Origin of the sequence: Brevundimonas sp. UBA4553 (assembly GCF_002387245.1) — a bacterium.
Classification (GTDB): domain Bacteria; phylum Pseudomonadota; class Alphaproteobacteria; order Caulobacterales; family Caulobacteraceae; genus Brevundimonas.
In genome coordinates, this window is record NZ_DGLD01000001.1 from 115,842 (window position 1) to 134,785 (window position 18,944).

The window sequence follows — 18,944 nt, forward strand, 5'->3', positions numbered from 1 at the left end:
AGCCGACAAACAACGGTCGGCGAACGATTCGCTGTCTACGACGGAGGTCGAAGGTCGAACGGGTCCCCTTCCCTTGCGACCCTGACCCTTATGTGGGAAAGGCCACGCGCGGTTTTGGCGGGCCGACGGGCCGGTCATGTCGCGACTGGACCAAGGAAGGCCGCTCATGCTCGAAACCTATCGTCTTCACGTCGCCGAACGCGCGGCCCTGGGCATTCCGCCGCTGCCGCTGTCGGCCGAGCAGACCGCCGACCTGATCGAGCTGATCAAGGCGCCGCCGGCGGGCGTCGCCGAGCACGAACTTCTGGACCTGCTGACCCATCGCGTGCCGCCGGGCGTGGACGACGCGGCCAAGGTCAAGGCCTCCTTCCTGTCCGCCGTGGCCCATGGCGACTTCGCCGTGCCGTCGCTGTCGCGCGAGCGTGCGACCGAACTGCTGGGCACCATGGTCGGCGGCTATAACGTCAAGCCGCTGATCGATCTGCTGAACGATGCGGTGGTCGGCGCCGTCGCCGCCGAGGGTCTGAAGAAGACCCTGCTGATGTTCGACTTCTTCCACGACGTCGCCGAACTGGCCAAGGGCGGCAACGCCAACGCCCAGGCCGTGCTGAAGTCCTGGGCCGAGGCCGAGTGGTTCACCTCGCGCGACAAGGTCGCCGACAAGATCACCGTCACCGTCTTCAAGGTGACCGGCGAGACCAACACCGACGACCTGTCGCCGGCGCCCGACGCCTGGTCGCGCCCCGACATTCCGCTGCACTACCTGGCCATGCTGAAGAACGCGCGTCCGGGCATCACGCCCGAGCAGGACGGCGTGCGCGGCCCGATGCAGTTCATCGAGGACCTGAAGGCCAAGGGTCATCTGGTCGCCTATGTCGGCGACGTGGTCGGCACCGGCTCGTCGCGCAAGTCGGCGACCAACAGCGTCATCTGGGCCACCGGTCAGGACATTCCCTTCGTGCCGAACAAGCGTTTCGGCGGCGTGACCCTGGGCGGCAAGATCGCCCCGATCTTCTTCAACACCCAGGAAGACAGCGGCGCCCTGCCGATCGAGGTCGACGTGACCAGCCTGAACATGGGCGACGTCATCGACATCTATCCCTATGAGGGCAGGATCGAGAAGAACGGCGAAAAGGTCGCCGACTTCGAGCTGAAGTCGCAGGTCCTGCTGGACGAAGTGCAAGCCGGCGGCCGCATCAACCTGATCATCGGCCGCTCGCTGACCGCCCGCGCCCGCGAGGCCCTGGGCCTGGCCGCCTCGACCGAGTTCCGACTGCCCGTGACCCCCGAAGACAGCGGCAAGGGCTTCACCGTCGCTCAGAAGATGGTCGGCCGCGCCTGCGGTCTGCCGGAGGGTCAGGGCATCCGTCCGGGCACCTATTGCGAACCGCGCATGACCACGGTCGGCTCGCAGGACACGACCGGCCCGATGACCCGCGACGAGCTGAAGGACCTGGCCTGCCTCGGCTTCTCGGCCGACATGGTGATGCAGTCCTTCTGCCATACCGCCGCCTATCCCAAGCCGGTCGACGTCAAGACGCACCGTGAACTGCCGCAGTTCATCTCCAACCGCGGCGGCGTGGCCCTGCGCCCCGGCGACGGCGTGATCCACTCCTGGCTGAACCGCCTGCTGTTGCCCGACACCGTCGGCACCGGCGGCGACAGCCACACCCGCTTCCCCATCGGCATCTCCTTCCCGGCGGGTTCGGGCCTGGTGGCCTTCGGCGCCGCCACCGGCGTCATGCCGCTGGACATGCCGGAGTCGATCCTGGTCCGCTTCAAGGGCGAGATGCAGCCCGGCATAACCCTGCGCGACCTGGTTCACGCCATCCCCTACTACGCCATCCAGCAGGGCCTGCTGACGGTGGCCAAGGCCGGCAAGGTCAATGAGTTCTCGGGCCGCATCCTCGAGATCGAGGGCCTGCCTGACCTGAAGGTGGAGCAGGCGTTCGAACTGACCGACGCCTCGGCCGAGCGTTCGGCGGCGGGTTGCACCGTCAAGCTGAACAAGGAGCCGATCATCGAGTACATGACTTCGAACATCGTGCTCATGAAGAACATGATCGCCGACGGCTACGCCGACGCCCGCACGCTTCAGCGCCGCATCGACGCCATGGAGGCCTGGCTGGCCGCGCCGAACCTGCTGGAGGCCGACGCCGACGCCGAATACGCCCACGTCATCGAGATCGACCTGGCGGACGTCAAGGAGCCCATCCTGTGCGCCCCCAACGACCCCGACGACGCACGCCTTCTGTCGGCGGTGCAGGAGACCCCGATCGACGAGGTCTTCATCGGTTCGTGCATGACCAACATCGGCCACTTCCGCGCGGCCTCGCTGCTGCTGAAGGGCAAGAAGGACATCCCGACCCGTCTGTGGGTGGCCCCGCCGACCAAGATGGACGCGTCCGAGCTGACCAAGGAGGGCCACTACTCGACCCTCGGCGGCGCCGGCGCCCGCATGGAGATGCCGGGCTGCTCGCTGTGCATGGGCAACCAGGCCCAGGTGAAGGAGGGCGCGACCGTGGTCTCGACCTCGACCCGCAACTTCCCCAACCGTCTGGGCAAGGGCTCGAACGTCTACCTGGCCTCGGCCGAACTGGCCGCTGTCGCCTCCAAGATGGGCCGCATCCCCACCGTGGCCGAATACATGGCCGAGATGGGCGTCATCGACGCCGACCGCGACGAGGTCTACCGCTACATGAACTTCGACCAGATCCCCGAATACGCGGATCGCGTCGCGGCCGAATAAGGCGGGCGATAGGCTGAAAGACAAACGGCCGATGGAGCGATCCATCGGCCGTTTTCATGGGGTCTAGGTCGCCGTCTGTCCGATCATTGATCGGGCGACAGCCTCCGCGACCTTGATGCCATCGACGGCGGCCGACAGGATGCCCCCGGCATAGCCCGCGCCCTCGCCGGCGGGAAACAGACCGCGCACGTTCAGGCTCTGGAAGTCCGCGCCGCGCGTCATGCGGATGGGCGAGGAACTGCGCGTCTCCACCCCCGTCAGCACCGCTTGGGCGTCGTCATAGCGAGGGATTTTGCGGCCGAAGACAGGCAGGGCCTCGCGCATCGCCGCGATCACATAGTCCGGCATAAGCGGGGCCAGATCAGTCGGGCGAACGCCTGGCCTATAGCTGGGCACGACCTCGCCCAGTGCGGTCGAGGGCCGTCCCGCCAGGAAGTCGCCGACCAGCTGGCCCGGCGCGAAATAGTCGCCGCCGCCCGCCGTATAGGCGCGGGTCTCCAGATCCCGTTGCAGCTCGATCCCCGCCAGCGGGTGGTCGCTGGGATAGTCCTCGGGCGAGATGCCGACCACGAATCCGGAGTTGGCGTTCCGCTCGTTGCGCGAATACTGGCTCATGCCGTTGGTGACGACGCGGCCCGGCTCGCTGGTCGCCGCCACCACCGTCCCGCCCGGGCACATGCAGAAGCTGTAGACGGTCCGGCCGTTCGAACAATGGTGCGAAAGCGAATAGGCGGCCGCCCCCAGATCGGGATGTCCGGCGCAGGGCCCGAACAGGGCCCGGTCGATCCACGACTGCGGATGCTCGATGCGGAAGCCGATCGAGAAGGGCTTGGCCTCGATATGGACGCCACGCTCGTACAGGGTCTGGAAGGTGTCGCGCGACGAATGGCCGATGGCGAAGACCACATGGTCCGCCTCCAGAACCTCGCCGGTGTGCAGACGCACGCCCCGGATCGCGCCCTTGTCCAGCTCGATGTCCACCACCCGGTGCTCGAACCGGTACTCGCCGCCCAGGGCCTCGATCTTTTCGCGCATGGCCTCGACCATGGTCACCAGACGGAAGGTGCCGATGTGCGGATGCGCTTCGGTCAGGATCTCTTCCGGCGCGCCCGCCGCGACGAACTCGGTCAGGACCTTGCGGGCCAGGAAGCGCGGGTCCTTGATCTGGCTGTAGAGCTTGCCGTCGGAGAAGGTGCCGGCGCCGCCCTCGCCGAACTGCACGTTGGATTCCGGGTGTAGTTTGCTCTTGCGCCAAAGCTCCCAGGTGTCCTTCGTGCGTTCCCGCACCACCTTGCCGCGGTCGAGGATAATGGGCTTGAAGCCCATTTCGGCCAGGATCAGCCCGGCGAACAAGCCGCAGGGCCCGGCTCCGATCACGACGGGCCTCAGGCGCTGGTCTTTGGGCGCGACGGCAACCGGACGATAGGCGACGTCTGGCGCGGGCTGCACGTGCACGTCGTCCTTGAAGCGGGCCAGCAATGCGGCCTCATCCCTGACCTCGACGTCAACAATATAGACCTTCAGGATCGCAGACTTCCGACGTGCGTCGTGCGCCCGTTTCCAGACTGACCAGGAAATGACGTCACTCGGCGGCACGCCCAGGCGGGTAGCGATCGCGGCGGGCAAGGCCTCCGGCGGGTGATCGAGAGGCAGCTTGAGTTCTGACAGGCGCAACATCGGTGTCTTGTAGCCGTTCGTGACGCCAAACGCATGAGGCAAGAGGCGGTGGATGGCCGAAGAAAAAGGCCGGTGGATCGCTCCACCGGCCTTTCCAGTTTTTAGCCTGAAGCCTCGCCTTACTCGGCGGCGGCGGGCGCCTGGGCTTGCGGGCCGCCGGCCAGGTTGCGCAGGACGTAGGGCATGACGCCGCCGGCCAGCAGGTAGTCCAGCTCGGTCTGGTTATCGATGCGGCAGCGGACCGGGAAGCGGGCCATCTTGCCGTCCGAGGGGCGGAACATCTCGACCCACAGGTCCTGACGCGGCTTCAGCTTGCCGATGTTGGCGTCGGTCAGGCCGCGGATGGTGACGATCTCCTCGCCGGTCAGGCCCAGCTTCTGCCAGCCGTCCTGCTTGAACTGCAGCGGCACCACGCCCATGCCGACCAGGTTCGAGCGGTGGATGCGCTCGTAGCTTTCGGCGATGACGGCGCGGACGCCCAGCAGGCGCGTGCCCTTGGCCGCCCAGTCGCGCGACGAGCCGGTGCCGTATTCCTTGCCGGCGAAGACGACCAGGGGACGGCCTTCCGACTGGTAGCGCATGGCCGCGTCATAGATCGACATGGTGTCGCCCGACGGGAAGTGCTTGGTGACGCCGCCCTCGATGTCCGGGGTGATCTTGTTGCGGATGCGGATGTTGGCGAAGGTGCCGCGCATCATGACTTCGTGGTTGCCGCGGCGGGCGCCGTAGCTGTTGAAGTCCAGAGCGTCGACGCCGTGGTTGGTCAGATAGACGCCGGCGGGCGAGGCCTTCTTGATCGAACCGGCCGGGCTGATGTGGTCGGTGGTGATCGAGTCGCCGAAGATGCCCAGGATGCGGGCCTCCACGATGTCGCTGACCGGGGCCGGCTCCATCGACAGACCCTCGAAGTAGGGCGGGTTCTGGACGTAGGTGGAGGTGTCTTCCCACTCATAGGTCTGACCGCCGGTGACCTTGATGGCCTGCCAGTGCTTGTCGCCCTTGAAGACGTCCTTGTAGCGCTTGGCGAACATGGCCGGGGTGACTGACTTCTTCTGGATGTCGGCGATCTCCTGCGAGGTCGGCCAGATGTCCTTCAGGAAGACGTCCTTGCCCTTCTTGTCCTGACCGATTGCATCCTTGGTGATGTCGATGCGCATCGAACCGGCGATGGCGTAGGCCACGACCAGCGGCGGCGAGGCCAGGTAGTTGGCCTGGACGTCGGGGTTCACGCGGCCTTCGAAGTTGCGGTTGCCCGACAGGACCGAGGTCGCGACCAGGCCGTTGTCGTTGATCGCCTTCGAGATGGCCGGGTCCAGAGGGCCCGAGTTGCCGATGCAGGTGGTGCAGCCGTAGCCGACCAGGTTGAAGCCCATGGCGTCCAGATCCTTCTGGAGGCCGGCGTCGGTCAGATAGTCGGTGACGACCTGCGAGCCGGGGGCCAGCGAGGTCTTGACCCAGGGCTTGACCTTCAGGCCCAGGGCGTGGGCCTTGCGCGCCACCAGACCGGCGGCGATCAGGACCGAGGGGTTGGAGGTGTTGGTGCAGGAGGTGATGGCGGCGATGACCACGTCGCCGTCGCCCACGGTGAACTTCTCGCCTTCCACGGCGGCGCGTTCGGCGTCGGTCGGGCGGCCGAAGACCTCGGCCAGGGCGGTTTCGAACGCCGGGGCGGCGACGGTCAGTTCAACGCGGTCCTGCGGGCGCTTGGGACCGGCCAGCGACGGCACGACCGTCGAGATGTCCAGTTCCAGCACGTCGGTGAAGACCGGGTCTTCCGAGGTCTCGTCGATCCACAGGCCCTGAGCCTTGGCGTAGGCTTCGACCAGGGCGACGCGCGCCTTGTCGCGGCCGGTGGCCGCCAGATAGTCGATGGTCGCGCGCGACACCGGGAAGAAGCCGCAGGTGGCGCCGTATTCCGGGGCCATGTTGGCGATGGTGGCCTGATCCTCGATGGTCATCCCGGCGATGGCGTCGCCGAAGAATTCCACGAACTTGCCGACCACGCCCTTCTTGCGCAGCATCTGGGTGACAGTCAGCACGAGGTCGGTGGCGGTGGCGCCTTCCGGCAGCTTGCCGGTCAGCTTGAAGCCGACGACTTCCGGGATCAGCATCGGGATCGGCTGGCCCAGCATGGCGGCCTCGGCCTCGATGCCGCCGACGCCCCAGCCCAGGACGGCCAGGCCGTTGATCATGGTGGTGTGGCTGTCGGTGCCGACGACGGTGTCGGGATAGGCGACCGTCTTCTTGCCCTCGTCCAGGGTCCAGACGGTCTGGGCCAGGTTCTCAAGGTTCACCTGGTGGCAGATGCCGGTGCCGGGCGGAACGACGCGGAAGTTGTTGAAGGCCGAGGAGCCCCAGCGCAGGAAGTTGTAGCGCTCGATGTTGCGCTCATACTCGCGCTCGACGTTCTGGCCGAAGGCCTTGGCGTCGCCGAAGTGGTCGACCATGACCGAGTGGTCGATGACCAGGTCGACAGGGACCAGCGGATTGATCTTGGCGGCGTCGGCGCCCAGCTTGGCCATGGCGTCGCGCATCGCGGCCAGATCGACCACGGCGGGAACGCCGGTGAAGTCCTGCATCAGGACGCGAGCCGGGCGGAAGGCGATCTCGTGCTCGACGGCGCCCTTGTTCTCGATCCAGGCGGCGACGGCCTTCAGGTCGTCCTCGGTGACCGAGACGCCGTCTTCGTTGCGCAGCAGGTTCTCGAGAAGCACCTTCATCGAGCGCGGCAGACGGGAAATCCCGACCAGACCGGCTTCCTCGGCGGCGGGAAGGCTGTAATAGGCGTATTTCTTGCGCCCGACCGAAAGGTCCTGACGGGTCTTGAGGCTGTCGATCGACGGCATGGAGAAGTCCTCTGACTAACGCCGCCCGACAATTCGGTTGCGCCTTCGCGCGCTGGACGCCAGGGCGCACAGGTCCCGGGCGCGCGCGGCGAAAGCCTGCTGCGGCGCTTGCGCATATAGTCCTGTGTGCGGGGGGCGTCCATGTATCCACACCCTTGTCATGGACATTGAGAAGGGTTCGCAAGTCGGCGGGGTCATGCTGAAGGCGGTCGAAATCCAGTCCCTGAGCCTGTCGCGCGGCGAGCGCGTCCTGTTCCAGGGCCTGTCGCTGCGCCTTTCGGCGGGCGAGGCCGTGGCACTGACCGGGGCCAACGGCGCCGGCAAGACCAGTCTGCTGCGGGCCGTGGCGGGGTTCATACGGCCGGACGAGGGGACGATCGCCTTCCGCGACGCGAACGGCGAGGCGCTGGATTCGGACGGGGCGCGACGTGACGGCGTTCACCTGCTGGGCCACCTCGAGGGCCTGAAGCCGACGCGGACCGCGCGGCAGGAGTTCGACTTCCAGACGGCCTGGCTAGGCGGAGCCGACGCTGCGCGCACGGCGGCCATCGCCCGCCTTTCCCTATCGCCCCTGATGGATCTGGAGACGCGCAAGCTGTCGGCGGGACAGAAGCGCCGCCTGTCGCTGGCCCGACTGGCGGCCGCGCCGCGCGCCCTGTGGCTGCTGGATGAACCCCTGGCGCCGCTGGACGCCCGATGGCGCGCGGTGGCCGCCGAGATGATGGCGGTGCATCTGGCGTCCGGTGGGATGATCCTGGCGGCGGTGCACGACCCCCTGCCCGTCCCGGCGCGCAATCTTGATCTTGGCGGCCTCTCATGAGAGCCGTCCGCGTTCTGTTCGGCCGCGAGCTGTCGCTGGCCTGGGGCGGCGGCGGCGGCCCCCTGCTGGCCTGCGGCTTCATGCTGTGCCTGACCGCCATCCTGCCGCTGGCGGCGGGCGGCGATCCGCGCGTTCTGGCCCCGGCGGCCTCAGGCGCCACCTGGATGGCCCTGGCCCTGGCGTCGCTGCTGTCGCTGGAGCGCCTGTTCGAGCGTGATCTCGAAGATGGAGCCCTGGACCTTCTGGCGCTCGGCCCCCTGCCGCTGGAAGCGACCGTGGCGATCAAGGCCCTGGCCCAATGGCTGGCGACCGGTCTGCCCCTGGCGATTGCGGCCCCGATCGCGGCCCTGGCGCTGGGCCAGCCCGCCCACCTGATCGGGCTGACGGCGGCGGCGGCGGCGCTCGGCGGTCTGGGCTTCGCCTTCACCGGGGCGCTGGGGGCGGCCCTCGCCCTGGGGGCCAGGCGCGGTGGTCTGCTGATCGCGGTGGTGGTCCTGCCGCTGTTCATTCCGCCGGTGGTTTTCGGGGCGGGCGCCCTGACCCGGGCGGCGGACGGCGGCGACCCGCTTTCGGCCCTGGCCCTGCTGGCCGCCTATGTCCTATTCGCCATGGTGGTCGCGCCGGTCGCGGGGGCGGCGGCGATCCGCAACGCCCAGGGCTAGGCTTGAGGTGGCCGCTCAGCGCGGCTTCAGCGTGACGTAGAGGGCGCCGTCGCCGCCGTGGCGGCGGTGGGCCGAGGCGAAGCCGGACACCACCCCGCGCAGGTGCGGCCCGGTCAGCCAGTCGTGGACCGAGCCGCGGATGATCCCGCCGCCGCGCCGGCCCTGACCGGTGATGACTAGAACCGAACGCAGGCCGCGCATCTGGCAACCGATCAGGAAGCCGCGCAGCTGATCTTCCGCCTCGAAGCGGCCGAAGCCGTGCAAGTCGATGCGCGCCTCGATCGGATCGCGCTCTCGCGACAGGCGGCGCTGGCGACGCGGCTCCAGTTCCTCCGGCGTTGGCCGGGCGCGGGCCGACGGGGGCGAGGCCGGCGCGATCAGCCCGAGGGCCTCGAAAGTCGGTGTCTGATCGGGTGCGACGCGTTTCTTGCCGGCGACGCCGCGGGCGGGCCGGGCTGCGACCGGCGCGGCTTCGGGGTCGGGCAGGACGGCGCCGGGCGTGACACGAGCGGCCTTGCGCCGCGTGGGCGGGGTCACCGTGCCCGTGACGCGGGCCCAGATGCGCTTGTCGTCGTCGGACGAGGCGGGCGGGCCTTTGCGGGCCACCTCAGTCCTCGTCGTCGAGGGTGTCGCCGGGTCCGGGTTCGTGGGCCAGCAGATCGCCCGGCTGGCAGTCCAGTTCGCGGCACAGGGCGTCCAGGGTCGAGAAGCGCACGGCGCGGGCCTTGCCGGTCTTGAGGATCGACAGATTGGCCACGGTCACCCCGACGCGGTCGGCGAGCTCCGTCAGCGACATGCGCCGTTCGGCGAGGATGCGGTCGAGTTGGACGCGGATGGCCATGGGGTCAGCTTAACGTTTCGAGATCAGATCGTCAGTTCGGATTCGCGGCGCAGGCGCGCGCCTTCGCGGAACACCTCCGCCAGGACGAAGACGACGAGGATGGAGAAGACCGGGGTGAGCAGGTCGCTGATCCCTTGCGGCTCCATGACGCCGGGGGCCAGACGCGCGGCCACCAGGCCCTGCGCCAGCCAGACGCCGCCGGTCACGATGGCCAGGATCAGGCCGATCTGGCGCAGACGGCGCACGTTGTCGGGCTGGAAGGGATCGCCCAGGGTCAGGGTGCGGAAAATCTTTCTCAGGCCGCGCAGGATCATCAGGAAGCCGCCGAAATAGGCGGTCATGGCTCCGACGCCGAAAAGCAGCAGCGGGCGGGTCAGCGGCATCTGCCGGCCGTTGTCGCCGTCCGTGACGGTGACGTTGATGTTGTCGAGCGGGATGAAGATGGAGGCGACCCAGAGCAGCAGCAGCACGCCGGTGATCAGGGCCAGCAGGACATAGGCCACATCCAGCGCGATCTTCAGCAGGCTGGATACGGAACCCGGACCCAGGGTCCGCAAGGGGGGGCGCAGGTTGGCGCCGGTCAGGCGTGGCGCACGAATCCCGATGGAAGCCAGTTTCGGGAGGTTCATGCGGTCAAGGTCTCAGGCCGGATGGTTCTGGCGGCGATCGCCGCGCGGGGTCCGGTAAACCCTCACGCGGCGCTATTCTTCGCGGTGTTCATGCTGATCGTCAAAGCCCCCAATGTGATCCAGTGTCGGATCACAGGCTCTGGATGATCAGGGCGACGGCGGCGGTGGGCAGGGCGGCCAGCAGAAGGGCGTTGAAGAAGCCGTGGCCGACGCGGTCCATCCAGATCGAGGTTTTCATCGCTTGCATCGTATCTCTCCGTTGTTGCACGTTTTTTGTGCGTTTCTGTTGTGTCGCTGGGTGAACGTTGCGTCTTGGCTGCTTCGTCTGAACGGTGCGACCCCCGTTCTTGAGAATGAAGATGCGCCATGCCCCCTCGAAAAGCACGTTACATATCGTTTAACGATGTTAAACTTCCGCAATGCATCGGACGGGACTAAGGTGACCGCATGAATCTCAAGCTGATCAAGGGGATGCGGCTGGTGGCCGCGACCCACAATCCGGGCAAGGCGCGCGAGATCGAAGCGCTGCTGGACGGAAATTACAGGATCGTCACGGCCGGCAGCCTCAACCTGCCCGAACCGGACGAGACCGAGAGCACCTTCGTGGGCAACGCCATGCTGAAGGCCCGTCATGCGGCCGAGGCCTCGGGCGAGGTCGCCCTGGCCGACGACTCCGGCCTGTCGGTCGCGGCGCTGGACGGGGCGCCGGGTATCTTCTCGGCGCGCTGGGCCGGACCGGGCAAGGATTTCGTCCTGGCCATGAAGAAGGTCGAGGAACGGCTGGAGGAGATCGGCTCGACGGACCGTCGCGCCTGGTTCACTTCGGCGCTGGCCGTCGCCTGGCCCGACGGTCCCTGCGTGGTGGTCGAGGGGCGCCTCGACGGAGAGCTGGTCTTCCCGCCGCGCGGCGACCGGGGCCACGGTTATGATCCCATCTTCCGCCCGGAAGGGTCGGACAGGACCTTCGCCGAAATGGAAGATGCGGAGAAGGACGCGATCAGCCATCGCGCCCGCGCCTTCGCCCGGCTCAAGGCCGCGCTGATTGACTGAGGCGCGCCCTCAATCAACCGCGCGCCGCGAGCGAGGCGTCGGAGACCAGAAAGACACTCTCGCCCTTTACGTTCACTGGCCCTACTGCGCCCGCATCTGTCCCTATTGCGACTTCAACGTCGTGCGCGACCGGGGGCGGATCGAGGAGCAGGCCGGACTGGTCGACGCCATTCTGACGGACATGACGGCCCAGGCCGCCCTGGTCGGACCGCGGCGTCTGGCCTCCATCTTCTTCGGCGGCGGCACGCCCTCTCTGATGCCGCCCGAGGCGGTGGCGGCGGTGATCACGCAGGCCAGGACCCTCTTTCCACCCGACGGCGAGATCGAGATCACCCTGGAGGCCAACCCCACCGACGCCGAGGCGGGGCGTTACGCCGCCCTGGCCGACGCCGGTATCAACCGCCTGTCCATGGGGGTGCAGTCGTTCGACGACGCCGCGCTGGCCTTCCTCGGCCGCGACCATTCTGCGGCTGAGGCCCGGCGCGCGGTCGAGACGGCGGCGCGCGCCTTCCCGCGCCTGTCGATCGATCTGATCTACGCCCGGCCGGGCCAGTCGGTCGCGGACTGGACGGCGGAGCTGACCACGGCGCTGGACCTGGGGTTCGAGCACGTCTCGCCCTATCAGCTGACCATAGAGCCGACGACCGCCTTCGGCCGGGCCCTCGCGCGCGGAACCCTGACCCCGCCGGACGAGGATCTGGCCGCGGCGCTTTACGAGGCCACGCAGGCCGTGCTCGAGGGCGCCGGGTTCGAGGCCTATGAGGTGTCCAATCACGCCCGCGACGTTGCGGCGCGTTCGAGCCACAACCTGCACGTCTGGCGCGGCGGCGACTATCTGGGCCTCGGCCCCGGCGCCCACGGGCGGCTGACGCTGGCCGGCGAGCGCACCGCCACCGTCGCCCATCGCCGCATCGCCGACTATGTGGCGGGCGTGGCCGCCGGCGCCCCCTGGGCCGAGCGCGAGGCGCTGGACGCCCTCGGCGCCGCCGAGGAGCGGGTCCTGCTGGGCCTGCGCACCGTCGAGGGGGCGCCGCTGACGCTGCTGCACGCCCTGGGCCTGTCCGAGACGGCCGGCCCCCTGGCTGACCTGATCGCCGACGGCTTCCTCACCCTTGCCGAGGGTCATGTCGCCGCCACAGCCACCGGCCGCCCGGTGCTGGACGCCGTGCTGCGGGCCTTGCTGACCTAGACCCGACGCCGCCGGACTGGCAGGGTCCGGCCGATGTCAGACGCCGCACTTTTTCCACCGACCGCCCCGCCCGCGCGCTCCGTCGCGCCCGGCCTCTATCTGGTGGCCACGCCCATCGGCAACCTGCGCGACATGACCCTGCGCGCGCTCGACGTTCTGGCCGCCGCCGACCTGGTTCTGGCCGAGGACACCCGCGTCACGGCCAAGCTGCTGACCGCCTATGGCCTGCGCGCCAGGCTGGAGCGCTGCGACGATCACGCCTCGGCGCGCGCCGCCGAGATCGCGGTCGAGCGGCTGAGGGCGGGCGAGGTGGTGGCCCTGGTCTCCGACGCCGGCACGCCCCTGGTGTCGGACCCCGGCTATGTCGTGGCCCGCGCCGCGATCGCGGAGGGCCTGCCCGTTCATCCCGTCCCCGGCGCCTCCAGCCTGCTGGCCGCCCTGTGTCTGGCGGGCCTGCCGGCCGACCGGGTGCTGTTCGCGGGCTTCCTGCCGCCCAAGTCGGGGGCACGAAAGACGATGCTGGAGGAGCTGCGCACCGGACGTCAGACCCTGGTCTTCTTTGAGAGCGGGCCGCGCCTGAAGGACAGCCTGACCGACATGGCCGCCGTGCTGGGCGACCGCCCCGCCGCCGTCACCCGCGAACTGACCAAGCTCTATGAGGAGGCTGTCCGCGGAAGCCTGTCGGACCTGGCCGCCGACCCGCGCTGCGACGCGCCCAAGGGCGAGATCGTCATCGTCATCGGTCCTGGCGAGGCCGAGGTCGCCAGCGCCGCCGACGCCGACGCCGCCCTGACCGAGGCCATGACCCGCCTGCCGCCGGGCGAAGCCGCGGCCGAGGTGTCGAAGGCGCTGAACCTGCCGCGCAAGCCGCTCTACAAGCGGGCGCTGGAAATGCAGGGCCGGGGTTGAAGCCCCGCTTGCGGCCGCCGCTGTCGCCGTCCCGGTCGCCTCGACAGGCGAAGGCGGGATGGCGTCAGGCGCTTGGCGGGCGGTCGCACCGGCAGGGCCACGCCGCCGAATGGATCGCCGCCCTGTGGCTGATGCTCAAGGGTTATCAGATCCTCGCCTTTCGGCTGAAGACGCGGGGCGGCGAGATCGACATCCTGGCCCGACGGGGCCGCACCCTGGCGGTGGTCGAGGTCAAGCGGCGCGCCAGCCTTGAGGCGGCCATCCTTTCTCTGGCCCCCGAACAGCAGGGTCGTCTGGCCGCCGCTGGGCAGGCGGTCGCCCGGGGAAGGCCGTCGCTCCAGGGGCTGGATCTGCGGATTGATATGGTGGCGCTGGCTCCCGGACGATTTCCGCGCCATCTTCGCGGCGTGACGACGACAGGAGCGGACATCCGGTGACCCGGGAAGAGGCGGAGACCATTCTGGCCCAGGCGGGAACCGCCGAGGACGACGGCTTTCCGCTGCTCGAATGCGCCATCGCCTGCGCCATCCACGACTATCCGTTCCGCGACCCCGAACCGGTCCGTTTGCTGGCCCAGCAGGCGGCCCAGAGGGTCCGCGAACGCGCCGCGCATGAGGGCCCCGACGACGCCCTGGCCGAGACCATGGCCGCCGACCTGCGCCTGAACGGCGACCTGCTCACCCACGATCATCCCGGCAACACCGACGTCATCGACGTGGCCGAGCGTCGGCGCGGCCTGTCGGCCGTTCTGGTGGTCTTCTACCTCGACGCGGCGCGTCGTGCGGGCCTGAAGGCGGCGGCTGTGGACTTTCCCGGCCACGTCCTGCTGCGGGTGGAGACTCCCGAGGGGCCGGTCGCGCTGGATCCCTTCAGCCAGGGCCGCCTGGTCCTGCCCAGCGAACTGACCCGACGCGCTCTGCTGGCTGGTCTGACGCCGCACGTCGCCGATCGGCTGGACCTGCTGATGGCTCCGGTCAGCGACCGCGAGGCCCTGATCCGGCTGCAGAACGTCCTGTTCAGTCGCGCCTTGCGGGCCGAGGACTTCGAGGGCGCGGAACGTTCGGCGCTCCGCCGCGCCCTCCTCGATCCCGAGGATCATCGCCCCTGGCTGGACGTCGCCGCCGCGCGCGAGAAGCAGGGGGCCCTGACCGGCGCGCTCGACGCCCTGTCGCGCGCCCGGGCCGTCGATGGTCCCGCCGACGCCCACCGCGCCACCATGGACCGGGTGCGGATGCGTCTGAACTGAAGCCTTGCGGCGCGTGCCTGGCGCCCTCAAGTAGGGGCCTGAGCTTCACAGGCGGCGCTCACGCAGACAGCGCCCGCGACGCGAGCGATAGCGCCACTTACCAAGGACCACCCATGCTGAACGTCGCCATCCAGATGGACCCGCTTGAGGCGGTGAACGTCGAGTCCGACACCACCTTCCTGATGGCCCTGTCGGGTCAGGCCCGCGGCCACAAGCTGTGGATCTACGACTTCCGCACCCTGTCGCTGGACGAGGGCCGTCTGTTCTGCCGCGCCCGTCCGGTGACGGTGAACGCGGTCCAGGGCGATCACGCCGACTTCGGCCCTGAGGTGATCCTCGATCTGGCTGAGGACGTGGACGTCATCCTGATGCGTCAGGACCCGCCCTTCGACATGGCCTATGTCACCGCCACCTATCTGCTGGAGCGGGTGCATCCCGGGACCCTGGTGGTCAACAACCCGGCCGAGGTGCGATCGGCGCCCGAGAAGCTGATCGCCACCCTCTTCCCCGGCCTGCAGCCGCCGACCCTGGTGTCTTCGGACCCGGTCGCCCTGGTCGACTTTCACCGCCGCCACGGCGATGTGGTGCTGAAACCTCTGCACGGCGCCGCCGGGTCGGGCGTGGTGCGTCTGAAGGCTGACGACCCCAATCTGGAAGCCCTGATCGAGATCCACGCCGCCGGGTCGCGCGACCCGCTGGTGATCCAGAAATTCATCCCCGCCGTGTCCAAGGGCGACAAGCGCATCATCCTGATCGACGGCGAGGCGGTGGGCGCCATCAACCGCATCCCGGCCAAGGATCAGGTGCGCTCTAACCTGCGCGTCGGCGGCACGGCGGCCCCGGTCGACCTGACCCCGCGCGATCTGGAGATCTGCGCCGCCATCGGCCCCTATCTGAAGGAGCGCGGCCTGATCTTCGTCGGCATCGACGTGATCGGCGACTACCTGACCGAGATCAACGTGACCTCCCCCACCGGCGCCCAGCAACTGCTCAAGTTCAGCGGCGTCGACGCCACGGCGCTGATGTGGGACGTGATCGAGAAGAAGAAGGCCCAAGCGGCCTGAGACGGGTCGCATAACGTCGCTCTTGCGGTTGCTGTGAGTTCGTGATTTGTTCTCTTCCGGTCAACGGGAGGGAACCCATGGTCGCGCGGGTGGTGACGGTCGCCTTCGACGGAGTCGAAGCGCGACGGGTCGATGTCGAGGTGCAGCAGGTGGCGACGCCCGCCGGGGCCTTCGCCATCGTCGGCCTGCCGGACAAGGCGGTGGCCGAGAGCCGTGAACGGGTGCGCGGCGCCTTCGCCGGCATCGGCCTGGCCCTGCCGCCCAAGAAGGTCATCGCCAACCTTGCCCCCGCCGACCTGCCCAAGGAAGGCAGTCATTTCGACCTGCCCATCGCCCTGGCCCTGCTGGCCTCCATGGGGGTGATCGCGCCGGACGCCCTCGACGGCTGGGCGGCGGTCGGGGAACTGGGGCTGGACGGCCAGATCGCGGCCGTGGGCGGAACCCTGCCGGCGGCGATGGCGGCGGGGGCCATGGGGCTGGGGCTCATCTGTCCCGAGGCCAACGGCCCCGAGGCGGCCTGGGCGGGCGATACGGCTATCCTGGCCCCTCGCTCCCTGATCGGCCTGATCAATCATTTCCGAGGTACGCAGATTTTGAGGGCGCCCGAACCGGGCCCGGTGACGGCGGGCGGCGCGATCCCCGACCTGCGCGAGGTCAAGGGTCAGGAGAGCGCCAAGCGCGCTTTGGAGATCGCGGCGGCGGGCGGCCACAACCTCCTCTTCATCGGTCCGCCCGGCTCGGGCAAGTCGATGATGGCCCAGCGTCTGCCGGGCCTTCTGCCGCCGCTGACGCCGCAGGAACTGCTGGAGACATCTATGGTCTGGTCGGTGGCGGGGCTGATCCAGCGCGGCGCCCTGACGCGCGACCGGCCCTTCCGCGCGCCGCATCATTCCGCCTCCATGGCCGCCCTGACCGGCGGCGGCCTGCGGGCCAAGCCGGGCGAGGCCTCGTTGGCGCACAACGGCGTCCTGTTCCTCGACGAATTGCCGGAGTATTCGGCCCAGGCGCTCGACAGCCTGCGTCAGCCGCTGGAGACGGGCGAGATCGTGGTGGCGCGCGCCAACGCCCATGTCCGCTATCCGGCCCGGTTCCAGCTGGTGGCGGCGATGAACCCGTGCCGCTGCGGTCTGGGCGGCGCCGGGCGCGGCGCTTGCGGCAAGGCGCCCCGCTGTCAGCGCGACTATCAGAACCGCATCTCCGGCCCGATGTTCGACCGCATCGACCTGACCGTGGAGACCCCGCCGGTCACGGCCGCCGATATGGCCCTGCCCGCCCCCGCCGAGGGCACAGCCGAGGCCGCTGCCCGCGTCGCCACGGCCCGCGCCCAGCAGGAGGAGCGTGTCCGCGCGGCGGGCTTCGATCCGGAGAAGGCGCGCGACCAGGGGATCAACGCCCGCGCGTCGGGCGAGACCCTGGACCGCTTCGCTGCGCCGGACGAGGCAGGCCGCGCCCTTCTTATGCGGGCGGGCGAGGCGGGGGGGCTGACCGCGCGCGGCTGGACACGCACCCTGCGGCTGGCGCGCACCATCGCCGATCTGGACGGCTCGACGGGCGTGCTGCGCCGCCACGTCGCTGAGGCCTTGATGTATCGCCGCGCGACAGTCGGCGCCCAAGGGGATTTCGACCGCCAGACCGCAGGCCGCAGCGAGGCGCCCGCTTTCTGAAAGCGAGAATTCTCGTTCGGCCACGCTTAACCCTTGGTCGTTAGGGTGCCGACCATGGGACAGGCACGCAGAACGCACGCACCGACCGAAATCAACTCCGCCGCCAGCTCCGCTGCGCCGGAGCAGCAATTCCTGCGGCTGATGAGCCATGAGATGCGCACCCCGTTGAACGGAGTGATCGGCATGCTGGGCCTCCTGTCGCGGACCAAGCTGGACGGCGCCCAGCGCGCCTACGCCGACGCCGCGCAGAAGTCGGCCGAGCATCTGCTGGGCCTGGTCAACGACCTGCTGGACTTCGCCCGGCTGGAGGCCGGCGCGCTGGAGTTCGATTCCGCCCCGGTCGATCTGGAGGGTCTGACGCGCGGCGTGGCCGAACTGCTCAGCCCCAAGGCCCACGACAAGGGTCTGGAGATCGTCTGGTCCGTGGCGGCCGACGCCCCCGACGTGATCGCCGACGAGGGGCGCCTGCGTCAGGTCCTGTTCAATCTGGCGGGCAACGCTGTGAAATTCACCGACCGGGGCGGGGTGCGCCTGACGGTCGAGCGCGCCGGTGGAACCGCCGCCCGCCCGCGCCTGGCCTTTGTCGTCGACGACACAGGTCCCGGCGTGCCGGAGGAGGCGCGAACACGCATCTTCGACGAGTTCGGTCACGCCGACGCCTCGGACGCCGCCCGCTTCGACGGCGCGGGTCTGGGTCTGGCGGTCGTGCGCCGTCTGGCCCAGGCCATGGGCGGGACCGTGGCGGTGTCCGACCGGCCCGACGGCCCCGGCGCCCGTTTTCGCTTCGAAGCGCCCTTCCCGGCCGCGGTCGACGCGTCGCCGCGCGCACAGCTTCTGGACGGCGTGGTCGTGGCCGTGCGCACCGCTGATCCCTTCGTGCGTCAGGCCGCGACGGCCCAGATCGAGGCGTCCGGCGGTCGCGTCGCCCGGCAGGCGGGCGTGACCCTGATCGACCACGCCATGGCCGAGGACGGCGTCCTGATGGTGCGCCCGTCCCAGGGGGAGGCCATCATCCTGCTGAGGCCGAGCGAGCGCGACCTGATCGACCGCTACAGGTCGGCGGGCTTTCACGGCTATCTGATCAAGCCGCTACGGCGCGCCTCTCTGGCCGAGCGGGTTCAGGCCGCCACCGGTCGTCGCAAGGGTCTGACGCCCGCGACCGCCCGCGCCTCGGATGACGATCGCGTCACGCCGGTGGCCTTCAAGGGTCTGCGGGTCCTGCTGGTCGAGGACAATCCGGTCGGGGCCCTGCTGGCCAAGACCCTGCTGCGCCGCGAGGGTTGCGTGGTCCAGACCGCCGCCGACGGCCAGGAAGCCTTGCAGACCCTGAAGGACGCCCGCTTCGACCTGATCTTCATGGATATGCGGATGCCGCGTCTGGACGGACCCGGCGCGGCGCGGGCGCTGCGGGCGCGAGGCGAACGCACCCCCATCGTGGCCCTGACCGCCAACGCCTTCGCCGAGGACCGGATCGCCTGTCTGGAGGCGGGCATGAACGACCATCTCACCAAGCCGCTGGAAGCTGACGCCCTGCGCGCAACCCTGACCCGCTGGACGAACGTCGGCAACCGCGCCAAGGTCGGGGCTCAGTAACCACG

General features: G+C 69.3%; 16 protein-coding genes. 11 read left to right on the plus strand and 5 right to left on the minus strand.

Features of this window, described 5'->3' with window-relative positions:
* Window positions 1-166: 166 nt before the first annotated feature.
* A complete protein-coding gene (gene acnB, locus B4A39_RS00620) occupies window positions 167-2,749 on the plus strand; it encodes a bifunctional aconitate hydratase 2/2-methylisocitrate dehydratase (RefSeq protein ID WP_292032134.1) in 2,583 nt (860 codons plus the stop codon).
* A gap of 63 nt (window positions 2,750-2,812) precedes the next feature.
* Here the strand turns inward: acnB and B4A39_RS00625 are convergent, their stop codons facing one another.
* Entirely contained in the window at window positions 2,813-4,426 is a 1,614-nt protein-coding gene (locus tag B4A39_RS00625) for an NAD(P)/FAD-dependent oxidoreductase (protein ID WP_292032137.1), read from the minus strand.
* 119 nt (window positions 4,427-4,545) lie between these two features.
* A complete protein-coding gene (gene acnA / locus B4A39_RS00630) occupies window positions 4,546-7,272 on the minus strand; it encodes an aconitate hydratase AcnA (RefSeq protein ID WP_292032139.1) in 2,727 nt (908 codons plus the stop codon).
* A 196-nt stretch (window positions 7,273-7,468) separates the two neighbouring features.
* On the opposite strand from acnA, the gene ccmA reads away from it, so the two are divergent.
* A complete protein-coding gene (gene ccmA, locus B4A39_RS00635; RefSeq protein WP_292032437.1) occupies window positions 7,469-8,092 on the plus strand; it encodes a heme ABC exporter ATP-binding protein CcmA in 624 nt (207 codons plus the stop codon).
* On the plus strand, window positions 8,089-8,754 hold the full coding sequence (gene ccmB / locus B4A39_RS00640; protein WP_292032141.1) for a heme exporter protein CcmB: 666 nt from the start codon (window positions 8,089-8,091) through the stop codon (window positions 8,752-8,754). Before ccmA ends, ccmB begins: the two co-directional genes overlap by 4 nt.
* A 15-nt stretch (window positions 8,755-8,769) precedes the next feature.
* Here the strand turns inward: ccmB and B4A39_RS00645 are convergent, their stop codons facing one another.
* The 3 genes from B4A39_RS00645 to B4A39_RS00655 are packed head-to-tail and all read right to left on the minus strand — an operon-like array spanning window position 8,770 to window position 10,224.
* On the minus strand, window positions 8,770-9,360 hold the full coding sequence (locus B4A39_RS00645; RefSeq protein WP_292032142.1) for a Smr/MutS family protein: 591 nt from the start codon (window positions 9,358-9,360) through the stop codon (window positions 8,770-8,772).
* Window position 9,361: 1 nt separating this feature from the next.
* Window positions 9,362-9,595, minus strand: a complete 234-nt coding sequence (locus B4A39_RS00650) for a helix-turn-helix domain-containing protein (RefSeq protein ID WP_292032143.1) — start codon at window positions 9,593-9,595, stop codon at window positions 9,362-9,364.
* Window positions 9,596-9,618: 23 nt separating this feature from the next.
* Window positions 9,619-10,224 carry a DUF2975 domain-containing protein gene (locus B4A39_RS00655; RefSeq protein WP_292032145.1) on the minus strand — a complete coding sequence of 202 codons (606 nt, stop codon included), beginning with the start codon at window positions 10,222-10,224 and terminating at the stop codon, window positions 9,619-9,621.
* Window positions 10,225-10,671: 447 nt separating this feature from the next.
* Between B4A39_RS00655 and rdgB the strand changes: the two genes are divergently transcribed.
* The 8 genes from rdgB (at window position 10,672) to B4A39_RS00695 (ending at window position 18,939) form a co-directional block, all read left to right on the plus strand.
* Entirely contained in the window at window positions 10,672-11,274 is a 603-nt protein-coding gene (gene rdgB / locus B4A39_RS00660; protein ID WP_292032147.1) for an RdgB/HAM1 family non-canonical purine NTP pyrophosphatase, read from the plus strand.
* A complete protein-coding gene (hemW, locus tag B4A39_RS00665; protein ID WP_292032149.1) occupies window positions 11,267-12,463 on the plus strand; it encodes a radical SAM family heme chaperone HemW in 1,197 nt (398 codons plus the stop codon). The genes rdgB and hemW overlap by 8 nt, the downstream gene beginning before the upstream one ends.
* Before the next feature lie 33 nt (window positions 12,464-12,496).
* Window positions 12,497-13,372, plus strand: coding sequence for a 16S rRNA (cytidine(1402)-2'-O)-methyltransferase (gene rsmI, locus B4A39_RS00670; protein WP_292032151.1), 876 nt, complete (start codon window positions 12,497-12,499; stop codon window positions 13,370-13,372).
* 8 nt (window positions 13,373-13,380) lie between these two features.
* Window positions 13,381-13,809: a YraN family protein gene (locus tag B4A39_RS00675; protein ID WP_292032153.1), complete on the plus strand. Its 429-nt coding sequence runs from the start codon at window positions 13,381-13,383 to the stop codon at window positions 13,807-13,809.
* The gene (locus B4A39_RS00680; protein ID WP_292032155.1) at window positions 13,806-14,618 is read left to right on the plus strand and encodes a SirB1 family protein; all 813 of its coding nucleotides are present in this window, start codon (window positions 13,806-13,808) and stop codon (window positions 14,616-14,618) included. Before B4A39_RS00675 ends, B4A39_RS00680 begins: the two co-directional genes overlap by 4 nt.
* Window positions 14,619-14,731: 113 nt before the next feature.
* Window positions 14,732-15,682, plus strand: coding sequence for a glutathione synthase (gshB, locus tag B4A39_RS00685; RefSeq protein WP_292032158.1), 951 nt, complete (start codon window positions 14,732-14,734; stop codon window positions 15,680-15,682).
* Window positions 15,683-15,759: 77 nt separating this feature from the next.
* Entirely contained in the window at window positions 15,760-17,346 is a 1,587-nt protein-coding gene (locus tag B4A39_RS00690) for a YifB family Mg chelatase-like AAA ATPase (RefSeq protein WP_292032160.1), read from the plus strand.
* Between the two features lie 54 nt (window positions 17,347-17,400).
* Window positions 17,401-18,939, plus strand: a complete 1,539-nt coding sequence (locus B4A39_RS00695; protein WP_292032163.1) for a response regulator — start codon at window positions 17,401-17,403, stop codon at window positions 18,937-18,939.
* Window positions 18,940-18,944: the final 5 nt, after the last annotated feature.